A 14,430-nucleotide genomic window follows, 5' to 3' on the forward strand; every position below is an offset into this window, starting at 1 on the left:
TCCTGTTCTGCTGCTTCCCGCGCACGCGGGGATGGACCTTGGCCCGGTTCGCGTGTGCGGCCCCCGACTGCCTGCTCCCCGCGCACGCGGGGATGGACCCGTGCCGGTCAGGTGCACGCCCCTCCTGTTCTGCTGCTTCCCGCGCACGCGGGGATGGACCTTGGCCCGGTTCGCGTGTGCGGCCCCCGACTGCCTGCTCCCCGCGCACGCGGGGATGGACCGGACCACGCCTCGGCCGCCATCAGTACACCGGCCTGCTCCCCGCGCACGCGGGGATGGACCCTCGGAGAACGTGAGGTCAGGCGCAGGCATGGTCTGCTTCCCGCGCACGCGGGGATGGACCCGACGCCAAGGCCGCCCGGTCGCGGGACAAGAACTGCTCCGCGCGCATGCGGGGATGGACCTGGCAAAGACCTGTACGCCTGCACTACCCGCGCCTGCTCCCCGCGCACGCGGGGATGGCCCCGTGCCCCCCACCACCCACCCCAGCTACTCCTGCCGCATCCGACAACCACGGGACCAGATACCACAAGAGCCCCGATTCCGTGGCTGAACCCGTGAGTAGCAATTGGCCGAATCTGGTCGGACGAATGTTCGAGAAAGCCCGCGAAACCTCTCGCTGGTTCGGTTCAATACCGGCATGACCCTTCACGGACAGCCCTTGACCTGGGCTGCCATGTTGTCCCCTGCCGCTCGCGCAGTGTGGGCCAAACACGACTTCGAGTCCGACGGCTGGCTTCCGCTGTACCGCCACATGGCCGACAGCGCCGCCGTCGCTACCAAGCTCTGGGACGAGTGGCTTCCCGCCCAGGTGCGCGACCACATCAGCGCCGCGCTTCCGCAGGGCCCCGACGACGCCCGCCTTCTTGCAGTCTGGCTCGCCGCCACCCACGACATCGGCAAGGCCACCCCCGCCTTCGCCTGCCAGGTCGAACACCTCGCGGACGACATGCGCGCGCATGGCCTGGAGATGCCCCTCCAGAAGCAGATGCTCGACCGGAACCTCGCCCCCCACGGCCTCGCCGGTCAACTCATCCTGCGTGACTGGCTCGTGGACCACCACGGCTGGAACCCCCGCGACACCCACCAGCTCACCATCGTCGCCGGCGGCCACCACGGCGTTCAGCCCGGCTACTCGGCCATCGCCGAACTCGACCGGCACCCCCAGCTCCTCCGCACCCCCGGCCACGAAACCGCCTGGTCGACGGCCCAGACCGAACTCCTCGACACCGCCGCCCGGATCACCGGAGTGGACGCCCGCCTCTCCGACTGGAAGTCGCTCAAGCTCCCGCAGACCGTGCAGGTCCTCCTGAGCGCGCTGGTCATCGTCGCGGACTGGATCGCCAGCAATTCCGACTTCTTCCCCTACTTCCCGGGCGAGCGCAGCACCGACCCCGAGCGCACCCGCGAGGCCTGGCGCCTCCTCGACCTCCCCCGGCAGTGGAAGGCCGAGGAACCCGAGGGCACCGCGGCGGAACTCTTCTCTGAACGCTTCGACCTCCCCGAGGGCGCGACCGTCCGCCCCGTCCAGGAGCAGGCTGTCGAGGCCGCTCGGCAGATGTCCGGCCCCGGCCTGATGATCGTCGAGGCGCCCATGGGCGAGGGCAAGACCGAGGCGGCCCTCGCCGTCGCCGAGATCTTCGCGGCCCGGTCCGGAGCGGGCGGCTGCTTCGTCGCCCTGCCGACCATGGCCACCAGCAACGCCATGTTCGAGCGCTACCTCACCTGGCTCGAACGCCTTCCCGGAATGCCGCAGGAAGCCGCCTCGGTGTTCCTCGCCCACTCCAAGGCGTACCTGAACGAGGAGTTCACCCAGCTCATGGGCGGTGGACGCCGCCTGGCCAGCGACACCGACCGCGACGCCGGGGAGAGCGGCTCCGGCAACAAGCCCCACGCCCCTGCGGCCCTGACCGCCCACCGCTGGCTCCGGGGCCGCAAGAAGGGCATGCTCTCCTCCTTCGCCGTCGGCACCGTCGACCAGCTCCTCTTCACCGGCCTCAAGAGCAAGCACCTGGCCCTGCGCCACCTCGCCATGGCGGGCAAGGTCGTCGTCATCGACGAGGCCCACGCCTATGACACGTACATGAACGCGTATCTCGACCGCGCCCTCTCCTGGCTCGGCAGGTACGGCGTCCCTGTCGTCGTCCTCTCCGCGACCCTGCCCGCCCGGCGCAGGCGCGAGCTGGCCGAGGCCTACACCGGCACGTCGGGGGAGGGCTACGACGAGATCGGGAAGGCCCGCGCCTACCCCCTGATCACCACGGCCGAGACTGGTGCCGCGCCCCGCCTGCACACCCCCGCCGCGTCCGGCCGCGCCACCGACGTCGTCGTGGAACCCCTGGCCGACGACCTGGGCGTTCTCACCACACGTCTGGAGGAGGCCCTGTCGGACGGCGGTTGCGCCCTGGTTGTACGCAACACCGTCGCGCGCGTCCACGAGGCCGCCGCGCACCTGCGCGCCCACTTCGGCGACGACACGGTCACCGTCACCCACTCGCGCTTCCTCGCCCTGGACCGCGCCGCCAACGACGACGCCCTGGTGGCCGACTACGGGCCGCCCGCCAAGGTCGCTGACCTCGGCGGGGAGCGCCCCACCCGCCACATCGTGGTCGCCAGCCAGGTCGTGGAGCAGTCCCTGGACGTCGACTTCGACCTCCTAGTCACCGACCTCGCCCCCGTCGACCTCATGCTCCAGCGCATGGGCCGCCTGCACCGCCACCCGCGCGGGCCGGACCAGTCCGACCGGCCCGAACGCGTGCGCTGGGCCCGCTGCCTGGTCACCGGCGTGGACTGGGGAGAGGCGCCGCCCAAGGCGGTCCGGGGCTCGCGGACGGTCTACGGCGAGTACGCCCTCATGCGCGCGCTCGCCGTGCTCCGCACCCGCCTGGAGGCGGAGCCCGCCGACGCTGACACCGCCCGCACCGTCCGCCTCCCCGACGACATCAGCCCCCTGGTCCAGGACGCCTACGGCGACGGGTCGATCGCCCCCGACACCTGGGACGAGGTGATGGCCCAGGCCCTCAGGGCCCACGAGACCGAGCAGGCGCGCAAGGGCGAGAAGGCCCAGACCTTCCTGCTCAAACCGGCCGCCCGGGACGGGCGGGCGCTCATCGGCTGGATCGAGGCCGGGGTCGGCGACGCCGAGGACACCCAGGCCGGCAAGGCCCAGGTCCGCGACACCCGCGACAGCCTGGAGGTCCTGGTCGCCCGCCGTGCCGCCGACGGCACCGTGACCACCGTCCCCTGGCTGGCCGACGGGCGCGGCGGGTTGGACCTGCCCACCGACAGCGCTCCGCCGCCCGCCGCCGCGCGGGCCCTGGCCGCCTCCGCGTTGCGGCTGCCCTACCAGTTCACGTTCCCCAAGGAGCTGGACCGGGCCATCGCCGAACTCGAGACCGACCTCGTCCTCGCCTGGCAGACCAAGGACGCCCACTGGATCGCCGAGGAACTCGTCCTCTTCCTGGACGAGGACGACCGCGCCGAACTCGCCGGATTCCGGCTGCACTACACCCCGACCGACGGACTGGAGGTCCACCGTGCCGACTGACGCCTCCGGGCCAGCGTCACCCTCACCAGACGCGTCCCCGCCGATGCCCCCGCCCTCCTTCGACCTGACCGGCCGTCCCTGGATCCCCGTCCAGCGGCTCGACGGGACCGAGGCCGAACTCTCCCTCACCGAGGTCTTCGAGCAGGCCTCGCAGGTTCGGCGCCTGGTCGGGGACGTGCCCACCCAGGACTTCGCCCTCCTGCGGCTGCTCCTGGCCGTCCTGCACGACGCGATCGACGGCCCGGAGGACATCGACGACTGGGCCGACCTGTGGAACGGCGGCGAGGGCGACCTGCCCGCGGACCGCGTCCGCGACTACCTCGGCGAGCACCGCGACCGCCTCGACCTGCTGCACCCGACCGCGCCCTTCCTCCAGGTCCCGGACCTGCGCACGGCCAAGGGCGAGTACTCCTCGCTGGACCCGATCGTGGCCGACGTGCCCAACAACGCACGCTTCTTCACCATGCGCGCGCACGGTGCCGAACGCCTGGGCTTCGCGGAAGCCGCCCGCTGGCTCCTGCACGCCCACGCCTACGACACCTCGGGGATCAAGTCCGGAGTGGTCGGTGACCCCCGGGTCAAGGGCGGCAAGGTCTACCCGCAGGGCGTGGGCTGGTCCGGGAACCTCGGCGGGGTCTACGTGGAGGGCGACGACCTGCGCGCGACCCTCCTCCTCAACCTGCTGCCCCGCGACACCGACAACCTGCGCTCGCGCCCCGACGACCTCCCGGCCTGGCGCCGGCCTCCGGCCACCGCCGAGGCCCTCGGGGGAGCGGAGGCGCAGACCCGCCCCCACGGCCTGCGCGACCTCTACTCCTGGCAGAGCCGCCGGGTCCGCCTGCACCACGACGGCGAAGCCGTCCACGGCGTCCTGCTCGCCTACGGCGACCCGCTGACCCCGCGCAACAAGCACGACCGCGAGCCCATGACCGCCTGGCGGCGCAGCCCCGCCCAGGAGAAGAAGCTCGGTGAGGAGCAGGTCTACCTGCCCCGGGACCACGACCCGGCCCGCAGTGCCTGGCGCGGTCTCGCCGCTCTGGTCACGGGCCGTGTCCGGGGCGCGGAACAGCGCCGCGAGGCCGCCAAGGTCGTGCGCCCCCGGGTTCTGGACTGGATCGCGCGCCTGACGGTGGAGGGGTTCCTGGACAAGGACTTCCTCATCCGCACGCGCCTGGTCGGTGCGGTCTACGGCACCCAGCAGTCGGTCATCGACGAGATCGTCGACGACACCGTCGCCATGCCCGTGGTCCTGCTGAACGAGCAGGACAGCACCCTCGGTCAGACGGCCGTCGACGCCGTCAACGACGCCGAGGAGGCGGTCATGGTCCTGGGGGACCTGGCCACCGCCCTGGCCGAGGCGGCGGGCGCGGAGGCCGAGGCGCCCCGGGCCACCGCCCGCGACCGGGGGTTCGCCGCGCTGGACGAGCCCTTCCGCAAGTGGCTGCGCGACCTGCGCCCCTCCGACAACCCGCTCTACCCGGCCGAGCAGCGCCGCCAGTGGCAGCTCACGGCACGCCAGATCGTGTCCGGCATCGGTGACGACCTCCTCGACTCCGCCAGCGAGGCCTCCTGGACCGGGCGGGTCGTCGCCGCCAAGAACGGCCCGGTCTGGCTCACCGCCTCCCGCGCCGACCTGCGCTTCCGCTCGGGACTGCGCAGGGCGCTCCCCATGGCCACCCCCGACGACCCGGAGACACAGCAGTGACCACCACCAGCACAACCAGCCCCACACGCAAGGGCGCCGCCGCGAACACGGCCTACGTGCCCGACCTCCGCGAGGTCGGCACGTTCGTGGACGAGCGCGTCCGCGCGCTCCAGGGCGGCTACCTCAAGGACCTCTCCGCGGCCGTCTCCACCCTGGCCAAGCTGCGCCGGGGCGCGGGCAAACCCATCGAAGCGGTTCCGGAGCTGGTGGGGCTGACCCTCGACCACCGCTTCTACGAGACCTTCCCGGTCGAGGACCCCCGCACCGAGGCGGCCGAGGCCGCCGCCCACGAGGCGCTCACCCTCTACGCGCTGCACCAGCAGTCCAAGAGGGAGCGGGGCATGCACAAGCGGGGCAGCGGGCTCGGCGGCGCGGTGCGCCGCCTCATGCCCGGCGGCGACATCGACGAGCCCCTGCGCAAGAGGTTCGTGCAGGCCGGGAGCGCCGCCGACCACGCCACCCGCCTGGACCGGCTCCGCGGCATCGTCAGCCTCCTGCGCACCGAGGACATCCCGCTCGACTACGGGCTCCTCGCCGACCAGCTCCACGACGCCCGCACTCCGGCGGGGGCCGCCCGGGTGCGCCGGGCCTGGGGGCGCGGCTTCCAGGCCCACCGTCCCGAGCGTGCGGACGGCGCCGCCTCGGATGCCGAACCCGGCACCCCGGACGGGGACGGCCCGGACGCCGCCCCGGAGAGCTGAACACCGCCGCCCCCGGCGGACCGCACAGGCCGGGGGCGACCAGTAGATCCCTCGCGCTGCCCCGGCAGCGCTGTCAGCCGACCCCTCCCACGTGCCCTGACGGGCACCGACAAGACGACGAGGACACCACCATGAGCCGCACCATTCTCGACGTGCACGTGTTGCAGACCGTGCCGCCCAGCAACCTCAACAGGGACGACACCGGCGCCCCCAAGACCGCCGTCTACGGCGGGGTCAAGCGCTCCCGCGTCTCCAGCCAGGCGTGGAAGCGCGCCACCCGGCTCGCGTTCGACGCCCTCCTCGACACGCAGGAGCTGGGTACCCGGACCAAGCGCGTCGCCGAGCTGATCGCCGCCCGCATCCGTGAACTCGACCCCTCCGTGGAGGAGGCCGAGGCTCTGGTTCTCGCCGCGGAGACCGTGCAGACGGCCACCGGTTCCAAGATCGAGGTGCCCAAGCGCAAGGCCGACGCCGCGAAGAGGAACGGCACGAAGGAGCCCGCCCCCGAGTCCGCCTACCTGATGTTCCTCAGCGCCCAGCAGCGGGACGGTCTGGCCGCACTCGCGCTGGAGGGCCGCGAGGACATCAAGGCGTTCCTCAAGGAGAAGGAGAACAAGGCGCGCGCCAAGTCCGTCGCCGACACCCGGCACTCGGTAGACATCGCCCTGTTCGGGCGCATGGTCGCGGACGGCGCCGACATCAACGTGGACGCAGCAGCGCAGGTCGCCCACGCCATCAGCGTGCACGCCGTCGAGAACGAGTCCGACTACTACACGGCCGTGGACGACCGGAACCCCGACGAGGAGACCGGCGCCGGCATGATCGGCACCGTCGAGTTCAACTCCGCCACCCTGTACCGGTACGCGGCCGTCGACGTCGACCTGCTCAAGAAGAACCTGGGGGAGGGGCTGCGCGAGGACGAGCCCGTCACCGAACCGCTGCGCCGCGCCGTCGAGGCGTTCGTGCGCGGGTTCGTGGAGTCGCTGCCCACCGGCAAGATCAACACTTTCGGCAACCACACCCTGCCCGACGCGGTTGTCGTCAAGTTGCGCGACTCCCGGCCGATCAGCTTCGTGGGGGCGTTCGAGGAGCCGGTGACGTCCGGGGCCGGACACGTGGCCGAGGCCAGCGCCCGCCTGGCCGACCACGTCTCCCAGGTCGAGCGCGCCTACGGGGCCGAGGACGGCGTGGACACCTGGGTCGTGCACGTGGGGGAGCGCACCGCCAAGCTCTCCGGCCTGGGCTCCGTCGTCTCCCTGCCTGAACTGGTCACCCAGGTCGGCGCGGCCGTCGCGCAGCGTCAGGCGCCGACGGCATGAGTGCCCTGCCCCTCGTCCTGGCCGGCCCCCTCCAGGCGTGGGGGTCGGCGTCCCGGTTCGCCCGCCGGGGCACCGAGAACGCCCCCACCAAGAGCGGGGTCGTCGGCCTGCTCGCCGCCGCCCTCGGACGCGACCGCACCGCCGACCTCTCCGACCTGGCCGCGCTGCGGTTCGGCGTGCGCGTGGACCAGCCCGGCGTGCGCGTGCGCGACTACCAGACCGCCAAACACCTGGTCACCGGGGTCTCCATGCCGGTGTCGGAGCGCTTCTACCTGTCCGACGCGGTGTTCGTGGCAGCGGTCGAGGGCGACCCCGAACTGGTCGCCGACCTGTACCGGGCCGTCCGCGAGCCCGTGTACCTGCCCTACCTGGGCCGGCGCTCGTGCCCGCCCGCGCGGCCCGTGGACCTGGGCGCCCCCGTCGACGGCACGGTCGAGGACGTCCTGGAGCGGACGCCCTGGCAGGCCAGCCGCTGGTTCCAGCAGCAGCGGCGGTGGAAGGGGGAGGAGTTGGTGGAGCTCAGCACCCTCGTCGACGCCGCCCCGGGGCAGACCCGGGCCGACACCCTGCGCGACCTGCCGCTCAGCTTCAACCCCCTGCACCGGCGCTACGCCCTGCGGGCGGTGACCCCGGGGGCGGTCCGCGTGCCGAACCCGCTGGTCCGCCGCGCCGCACCCCCCGACCACGACCCCGTGTCCGCACTGGGAGGCAGCTGATGTACCTCACCCGATTCCGGTTCAACACCAACAGGCCGGGAAGCAGGAAGCTGCTGTCCTCGCCGCAGGCCGTGCACGCCGCCGTGCTGGGCGGCTTCCCGGACCTGCTCCCGGGCGACCCCGGGAACCACGGAACCGTGGGGGAGCCGCGCGTGCTGTGGCGGGTGGACCGCAACGCCAGGGCGGAGGTGCTGCTGTACGTCGTGAGCCCGGCCGCGCCCGACCTGACCCACCTGGTGGAGCAGGCGGGGTGGCCCAAGGCGGAGGGGGACGGATGGCAGACCCACGACTACGGCGGGTTCCTGGGCAGGCTGGAGGCGGGGCAGACGTGGGCGTTCCGGCTCACCGCCAACCCCGTGCACAGCATCCGGCGCAAGGACGGGGAGCCGACCAAGGTCACCGCCCACGTCACCCCCCGTCACCAGGCGGGGTGGCTGCTGCAGCGGCAGGAGGCGAACGGTTTCGAGATCGTGCGCAGGCCGGTCGACCAGCAGTTGATTCCGGGCGAGGACGAACACGAGCTGGTCGTCCACGGGCGTGACACAACAGGGTTCGACAAGGCCAACCCCCGTCCCGAGAAGAAGGGGAGGTCCCGAATGCGCGTCCCCCTGGTGACCGCGACCTTCGACGGCAGGCTGACCGTCACCGACCCGGACGCCCTGCGCCGCGTGCTGTGCGCCGGCCTGGGACGGGCCAAGGCGTACGGCTGCGGCCTGATGACCCTGGCGCAGGTGGGCCGATGACCACGGTGAGCAAGCGGCGCGCCTCCACGCCGCGCGAACTGACCAGGGTCGGCGAACGGCTCTCCTTCGTCTACCTGGAGCGGTGCGTCGTCCACCGCGACGACAACGCGATCACCGCCGAGGACGGCGAGGGCGTGCGGCACATCCCGGGCGCCACCATCGGCACCCTCCTCCTCGGGCCCGGCACGAGGGTGACCCACCAGGCGATGAGCGTCCTGGGTGAGTGCGGGGCCAGCGTCGTGTGGGTGGGCGAGCAGGGGGTGCGCTTCTATGCGGCCGGTCGCGGCCTGACGCGCTCATCGCACCTGGTGGAGGCCCAGGCGAAGGCCTGGGCCAACCGGCAGAGCCGCCTCGACGTCGCGCGGGCGATGTACCGGATGCGGTTCCCCGACCTGGACGTGGAGCGGTTCGGCCGCCAGGAACTCCTCGGAAAGGAGGGAAAGAGGGTCCAGGCGTGCTACCGGGCCGAGGCGGGGCGGACGGGTGTGCCCTGGCACGGGCGGCGCTATACGCCGGGACACCACGACAACTCCGACGCGCCGAACAAGGCGATCACCTCGGCCGCCCAGTGCTTCTACGGGGTGGCGCACGCGGTGGCGACGGCGCTCGGGTGCAGCCCGGGGCTGGGCTTCGTCCACTCGGGGCACGAACGGGGGTTCGTGATGGACGTCGCCGACCTGTACAAGGTGGAGATCGGCATCCCGGTGGCCTTCGACGCGGCGGCGCAGGGCGAGGAGGACGTGGACGGGGTGACGCGTCGGCTGCTGCGGGACCGCATCAACCAGGAGAAGCTGCTGGATCGGTGCGTCGACGACATCAAGAGGCTCCTGCTGGGTCAGGGGCACGACGCGGACGACGGCCAGGAGGATGAGGCGGACGCGGTCGGACTGGTGGGCGACCGGGGCGAGCTGCTCGAAGCCGGGCGCGACTACTCCCACGAGGTGGTCTGGTGACCGTCGTCGTCCTCACCAAGTGCCCGCCGGGGTTGCGGGGGTTCCTCACCCGATGGCTGCTGGAGATCTCGGCCGGGGTGTTCATCGGCAACCCGTCGCGGAGGGTCAGGGAGGCGCTGTGGGCGGAGGTGAAGGAGTACGCGGGGAACGGCAGGGCGCTGCTGGCGTACAGCAACGACTCCGAGCAGGGGTTCACCTTCGAGACCTTCGAGCACCACTGGCAGCCGGTGGACCACGAGGGGCTGACCCTCATTCACCGTCCCCGCAAGGCGGCGGTCGAGGCCGCTCAGGTGCCGAAGACCGGGTGGAGCAAGGCGTCGAAGCGGCGGCGTTTCGGGGGAAGGTGAGCTTTGTGTCCGGTATGAGCGTTGTGGGTCCGGTGTCTGTTTCTCGAGAAGTTGGAAAATCGGTCGCTTGCCACTGGTAAGTTGCCAGGTCGTTGACTGTGCTCCCCGCGCACGCGGGGATGGACCCAGGATCCTCCGCGGCTCCCCGCTCGGACGGTCGTGCTCCCCGCGCACGCGGGGATGGACCCCCCTCGAGGGCCGCCTCGTCCAGCCGGACGAGAGTGCTCCCCGCGCACGCGGGGATGGACCCGCCGCGCACGGCCCGCGACCGGACAACACACGGTGCTCCCCGCGCACGCGGGGATGGACCCTCGGCTTGGGCCTGGTGGGCGTCGAGGGCGCGGTGCTCCCCGCGCACGCGGGGATGGACCCCTTCTGCAGGTAGCCGTTGCCCCACAGGGCCTGTGCTCCCCGCGCACGCGGGGATGGACCCTGAAGAAGGCTCGGACCGACGCGGGCATGACCGTGCTCCCCGCGCACGCGGGGATGGACCCTTCTCCCACAGCTCATCGGTGGCGACGAACCGGTGCTCCCCGCGCACGCGGGGATGGACCCACTATTGCGCACCCCGTAACACACATGTCCGGGTGCTCCCCGCGCACGCGGGGATGGACCCGCCCCCGACTACCCGCTGTGGCAGGACACCGTGTGCTCCCCGCGCACGCGGGGATGGACCCTGGTCGGCGGCGTCGATCTGCCCTCCGCTGGCGTGCTCCCCGCGCACGCGGGGATGGACCCTTCTCGCAGGACCCCTCCAAGCTGCCCGACGAGTGCTCCCCACGCACGCGGGGATGGACCTTATCCGCCAGGGCACCGACAGGAGCCGAGGCCCTGCTCCCCGCGCACGCGGGGATGGACCCGCGGGCCCGTCCCAGCGAACGACCGTCTCGCCCTGCTCCCCGCGCACGCGGGGATGGACCCGGGCCGGAGTGGCGCATCAGGACGGTCATACACTGCTCCCCGCGCACGCGGGGATGGACCCGGTGATCCGCACCGACCGCCACGACGGCCGACCTGCTCCCCGCGCACGCGGGGATGGACCCCCATGAACACCCGCGATATCGCCCGCGTCGCCCTGCTCCCCGCGCACGCGGGGATGGACCTCGGTCATCCTTCGCCAGGAGGTTGACGAAGCCCTGCTCCCCGCGCACGCGGGGATGGACCCTTCGCCTGGTCTATGATCAGCTTCCGCTGAGTCTGCTCCCCGCGCACGCGGGGATGGACCCCGCGGGCGCGGCTTCGGGGGGCCCTGTAGGGGCTGCTCCCCGCGCACGCGGGGATGGACCCTCCGAGCAACGCCTCAAGCGGAAGCTACGCGAGTGCTCCCTGCGCAGGCGGGGATGGACCCAGGCGGAGGAACGCCTCATCGCGCACGTTGTGGTGCTCCTCGCGCACGCGGGGATGGACCCGAGGAGCGGTCGATTCCGTACTTGAAGAAGATCTGCTCCCCGCACGCGCGGGGATGGACCTTTGAAGCCGGCGAGCAGCTTGTCCACCTGTGCCTGCTCCCCGCGCATGCGGGGATGGACCCACGCTTCTGAACCAGCACTTCCCCGCCGACCGCTGCTCCCTGCGCACGCGGGGATGGACCTCGGCCGTCGGGCGGCTCGGCCCATACGGTGCCCTGATCCCCGCGCACGCGGGGGTGGACCCCCGGACAACGCATCCATTTAGGAGAGAGCCCGCTGCTCCCCGCACGTGCGGGGATGAACCCCCATGGGAATGCCCTGGCAAGACCCGCTCGTGCTGCTCCCCGCGCAGGCGGGGATGGACCCTTCACTGCGGCTTCGTCCTGGTCGTCCTGAGCTTGCTCCCCGCACCTTGTGGGGATGGCGACCACCCCGGTCGCCCTCAGGAGCGTTCCGAGGAGGGCACGGACTCCTGGACGGGAGCCCCCGGAACAGGCTCCGCGATTGCCGAGGACGGCAACCCGAAGATCTTGTCGAAGGCCCAGTTGTAGCCGAACGTGTAGAACGGGATGTAGACGATGAACACCAGGTCCAGCAGGAACGCCTGGACCAGGCTGATGTCCAGCCACCACGCGATGAGCGGGATCAGGTAGCACACCAGCGTCAGCTGGAACGCGACCGCGTGCAGGATTCTGCGCCTCACCGTGCGCTCGCGGCTGACCTGTCGGCGCTCCCACGCCTCGAACAGGTAGTTGAAGGCCATGTTCCACAGCGCCGCCACGGTGGCGATCATGATCGCGAGCGGGGCCGTCGTCCCCGGGCCGCTTCCCGTCAGGGCCGTCATCACGGCGGTGCCCACGGCGAAGCCGATGACCTCGTAGCCGCCCACGTACACCAGCTTGCGCTTCAGACCTTGCACTTCGCACTCTTTTCGGGATCTTCCGGATGCAACAGGGTCCGACGCTAACGTCAGCTACGGTGATGGAAAAAGTCAGCTTCTTTCAGATCGGTTGACAGAACGTGGGCCTCTCCAGCGACAACATCGACCTCTTCCTCGCCGTGGTCGACCACGGCTCCTTCTCGGCCGCCGCACGCGCGCTGAAGCGGGTCCCCTCGGCGGTGAGCATGGGCATCGCCAACATCGAGGCCGAACTCGGCTATCCGCTGTTCGACCGCTCACGGCGCGAGCCGGTGCCCACCGCGCGGGCGCAGGCCCTCGTGCCGCACGCCCGGCTGGTCGCGAGCAGGCTGCGCCTGCTCCAGGCCCACGCGGTCGAGCTCTCCGACGACCTGGAGAGCACGCTCACGGTCGGGGTGTCGGCGGGGGTCGACCACCGGCCGCTCCTGGACGCGGTGGCGGAGATCGCGGCGCGCCACCCCCTGCTCTCCGTCGAGATCGCCGACGCCCCGCAGGACGACGTCCGGGAGCAGCTGCACTCCGGAACCGTGGACCTGGCGCTGATGTTCGCCCGCACCCGCAACGACCGGGAGGAGGTGTTCCTCAACGTGGCGGAGGAGACGTTCGTGGCGGTGGCGTCCGCCTCCGTGGAGACCTTCGGGATCCCCGCCGACCTGCGGCGCCTGGAGGACCTGGCCGGGGCGCGCCAGATCGTGGTGTCCAGCCTGGAGCGGCAGCTGACGGAGCGTCGGCTGGTCGTCTCGGACGCCTACTGGCGCGCGAACTCGGTGGAGACCGCGCTCGGCCTGGTGGAGCGCGGGGTCGGCTGGGCCAACCTGCCGCTGCCGGTCGTGCGGGCCAGGGCCGCGGCCGGGGCGGTGCGCGTGATGGAGTTCGAGAACCTCAGGAACGGCCTGGCCATGCCGGTGCAGCTGGTGTGGCTGCGCGGCAGCCCGCTCCGCAAGGCGGCGGGGGAGCTGGTCGACCGGATGGGCCGGGACTGGCGCGTGCGGGACCGGCCCCGGCAGGGCGTTCGGCCGCACCAGGCCCCGCCCGGTCCGTGACACGGTCTGCCAGGGCCTGGTTCGCCCCTGGGCGGAGCACTAGGCTGACCCGGTTCGTGAGCGGAACGCGGACACCCTGAGCAGCGAAAGCGAGAAGATGAGCCCTTCGATCGCCACCAACACCAAGGTCGACCTCGACGGTCTGCTGGAGTTCGCCCGCCCCCGCCACCGGGGGCTCCTCATCACCCGCCGGGCCGACGGCGGCCCCCAGGCCTCGCCGGTCACCTGCGGGGTCGACACCGAGGGCCGCATCGTGGTCTCCACCTACCCCGAGCGCGCCAAGGCCCGCAACGCCGGCCGCGACCCGAAGGTGAGCATCGTGGTGCTCTCCGAGGACTTCGACGGCCCGTGGGTCCAGATCGACGGCGACGCCGAGGTCATCGACGGGGAGGAGGCGGTGGAGCCCCTGGTCGAGTACTTCCGGGTGATCTCCGGCGAGCACCCGGACTGGGACGAGTACCGCGAGGCGATGCGCCGGCAGGGCAAGGCCCTGGTCCGGATCACCCCGAGGCGCTGGGGCCCGGTCGCCACCGGCGGGTTCCCCGCCGACCGCGTTTGACACGGCGCAGGGCCGCGCGGACCGGTGTCCGCGCGGCCCCCCGTGCCTTGACCCGGCGGCCCCGGCCCCGGCCCCGCGTGTAGGCCACTACCGCTCCGGCGGTCCGCCCTCCCGGCCGGGTCCCCCGGGGCCTTCCGGCCCGCCTCCGCGCCCGGAACCCCCAGGTCCTTCCGTCCCCCCGGACCCTTCCGGCGGCTCCCCGCCCTCACCCGGGTCCCGTCCCGGCGGGCCGCTCCCCGGCGGGGCGTCGGCCCCGCCGCCCTCCTCCGGAGGACCCCCTTCCCGGGACTCGCCCCAACCGGTCGGGTAGCGCCGGCCGTCCGGCCGCTCCTTCCAGTAGTCGGGCGAGCGTACGGCCCGCTGCTTGCGGATCGTGTCCCAGCGGATGACCCACAGCACGAAGAAGAACACCACGACCGGCAGGGCCGCGACCACCGCGACCACGGCCACCCCTGTCGGCATCGGCCCG

At 72.4% G+C, this 14,430-nt stretch carries 12 protein-coding genes and 1 CRISPR repeat array; of the genes, 10 read left to right on the forward strand and 2 right to left on the reverse strand.

Features of this window, described 5'->3' with window-relative positions; all coding sequences use genetic code 11:
- Positions 1-640: 640 nt before the first annotated feature.
- The 8 genes from cas3 (at position 641) to cas2e (ending at position 10,031) form a co-directional block, all read left to right on the forward strand.
- Positions 641-3,547 carry a CRISPR-associated helicase Cas3' gene (gene cas3, locus ACFQBR_RS16060; RefSeq protein WP_344179278.1) on the forward strand — a complete coding sequence of 969 codons (2,907 nt, stop codon included), beginning with the start codon at positions 641-643 and terminating at the stop codon, positions 3,545-3,547.
- Between the two features lie 43 nt (positions 3,548-3,590).
- Complete coding sequence (gene casA, locus ACFQBR_RS16065; protein ID WP_344179280.1) at positions 3,591-5,252, forward strand: type I-E CRISPR-associated protein Cse1/CasA; 1,662 nt, start codon at positions 3,591-3,593, stop codon at positions 5,250-5,252.
- Entirely contained in the window at positions 5,249-5,953 is a 705-nt protein-coding gene (gene casB / locus ACFQBR_RS16070) for a type I-E CRISPR-associated protein Cse2/CasB (RefSeq protein WP_344179282.1), read from the forward strand. The genes casA and casB overlap by 4 nt, the downstream gene beginning before the upstream one ends.
- Positions 5,954-6,084: 131 nt before the next feature.
- Positions 6,085-7,272, forward strand: coding sequence for a type I-E CRISPR-associated protein Cas7/Cse4/CasC (gene cas7e, locus ACFQBR_RS16075; RefSeq protein WP_344179285.1), 1,188 nt, complete (start codon positions 6,085-6,087; stop codon positions 7,270-7,272).
- Positions 7,269-7,988 carry a type I-E CRISPR-associated protein Cas5/CasD gene (gene cas5e, locus ACFQBR_RS16080; RefSeq protein WP_344179288.1) on the forward strand — a complete coding sequence of 240 codons (720 nt, stop codon included), beginning with the start codon at positions 7,269-7,271 and terminating at the stop codon, positions 7,986-7,988. Before cas7e ends, cas5e begins: the two co-directional genes overlap by 4 nt.
- On the forward strand, positions 7,988-8,731 hold the full coding sequence (cas6e, locus tag ACFQBR_RS16085) for a type I-E CRISPR-associated protein Cas6/Cse3/CasE (RefSeq protein WP_344179291.1): 744 nt from the start codon (positions 7,988-7,990) through the stop codon (positions 8,729-8,731). Before cas5e ends, cas6e begins: the two co-directional genes overlap by 1 nt.
- The gene (gene cas1e, locus ACFQBR_RS16090) at positions 8,728-9,684 is read left to right on the forward strand and encodes a type I-E CRISPR-associated endonuclease Cas1e (protein WP_344179294.1); all 957 of its coding nucleotides are present in this window, start codon (positions 8,728-8,730) and stop codon (positions 9,682-9,684) included. Before cas6e ends, cas1e begins: the two co-directional genes overlap by 4 nt.
- Entirely contained in the window at positions 9,681-10,031 is a 351-nt protein-coding gene (gene cas2e, locus ACFQBR_RS16095) for a type I-E CRISPR-associated endoribonuclease Cas2e (RefSeq protein WP_267945507.1), read from the forward strand. The genes cas1e and cas2e overlap by 4 nt, the downstream gene beginning before the upstream one ends.
- A gap of 98 nt (positions 10,032-10,129) precedes the next feature.
- A CRISPR array of direct repeats spans positions 10,130-11,684; the repeat unit is 29 nt; unit sequence GTGCTCCCCGCGCACGCGGGGATGGACCC.
- A gap of 198 nt (positions 11,685-11,882) precedes the next feature.
- Here the strand turns inward: cas2e and ACFQBR_RS16100 are convergent.
- Complete coding sequence (locus tag ACFQBR_RS16100; RefSeq protein ID WP_344179297.1) at positions 11,883-12,359, reverse strand: PACE efflux transporter; 477 nt, start codon at positions 12,357-12,359, stop codon at positions 11,883-11,885.
- A 101-nt stretch (positions 12,360-12,460) separates the two neighbouring features.
- On the opposite strand from ACFQBR_RS16100, the gene ACFQBR_RS16105 reads away from it, so the two are divergent.
- Positions 12,461-13,402 (forward strand): LysR family transcriptional regulator, encoded by a 942-nt coding sequence (locus tag ACFQBR_RS16105; RefSeq protein ID WP_344179299.1) that lies wholly within the window; start codon positions 12,461-12,463, stop codon positions 13,400-13,402.
- 97 nt (positions 13,403-13,499) lie between these two features.
- Positions 13,500-13,961 carry a PPOX class F420-dependent oxidoreductase gene (locus ACFQBR_RS16110; RefSeq protein ID WP_267945504.1) on the forward strand — a complete coding sequence of 154 codons (462 nt, stop codon included), beginning with the start codon at positions 13,500-13,502 and terminating at the stop codon, positions 13,959-13,961.
- Between the two features lie 87 nt (positions 13,962-14,048).
- On the opposite strand, the gene ACFQBR_RS16115 is transcribed toward ACFQBR_RS16110, so the two are convergent.
- A complete protein-coding gene (locus ACFQBR_RS16115; RefSeq protein ID WP_344179301.1) occupies positions 14,049-14,423 on the reverse strand; it encodes a hypothetical protein in 375 nt (124 codons plus the stop codon).
- Positions 14,424-14,430: the final 7 nt, after the last annotated feature.

Origin of the sequence: Nocardiopsis tropica, assembly GCF_042660575.1 — a bacterium.
Classification (GTDB): Bacteria; Actinomycetota; Actinomycetes; order Streptosporangiales; family Streptosporangiaceae; genus Nocardiopsis; species Nocardiopsis tropica.

What these genes read in the sequence shown, in the direction of transcription:
- cas3 (WP_344179278.1), top strand. Translation starts at nt 641, where the DNA reads ATGACCCTTCACGGACAGCCCTTGACCTGGGCTGCCATGTTGTCCCCT.
- casA (WP_344179280.1), top strand. Translation starts at nt 3,591, where the DNA reads ATGCCCCCGCCCTCCTTCGACCTGACCGGCCGTCCCTGGATCCCCGTC.
- cas7e (WP_344179285.1), top strand. Translation starts at nt 6,085, where the DNA reads ATGAGCCGCACCATTCTCGACGTGCACGTGTTGCAGACCGTGCCGCCC.
- cas5e (WP_344179288.1), top strand. Translation starts at nt 7,269, where the DNA reads ATGAGTGCCCTGCCCCTCGTCCTGGCCGGCCCCCTCCAGGCGTGGGGG.
- cas6e (WP_344179291.1), top strand. Translation starts at nt 7,988, where the DNA reads ATGTACCTCACCCGATTCCGGTTCAACACCAACAGGCCGGGAAGCAGG.
- cas1e (WP_344179294.1), top strand. Translation starts at nt 8,728, where the DNA reads ATGACCACGGTGAGCAAGCGGCGCGCCTCCACGCCGCGCGAACTGACC.
- ACFQBR_RS16110 (WP_267945504.1), top strand. Translation starts at nt 13,500, where the DNA reads ATGAGCCCTTCGATCGCCACCAACACCAAGGTCGACCTCGACGGTCTG.
- ACFQBR_RS16115 (WP_344179301.1), bottom strand. Translation starts at nt 14,423, where the DNA reads ATGCCGACAGGGGTGGCCGTGGTCGCGGTGGTCGCGGCCCTGCCGGTC.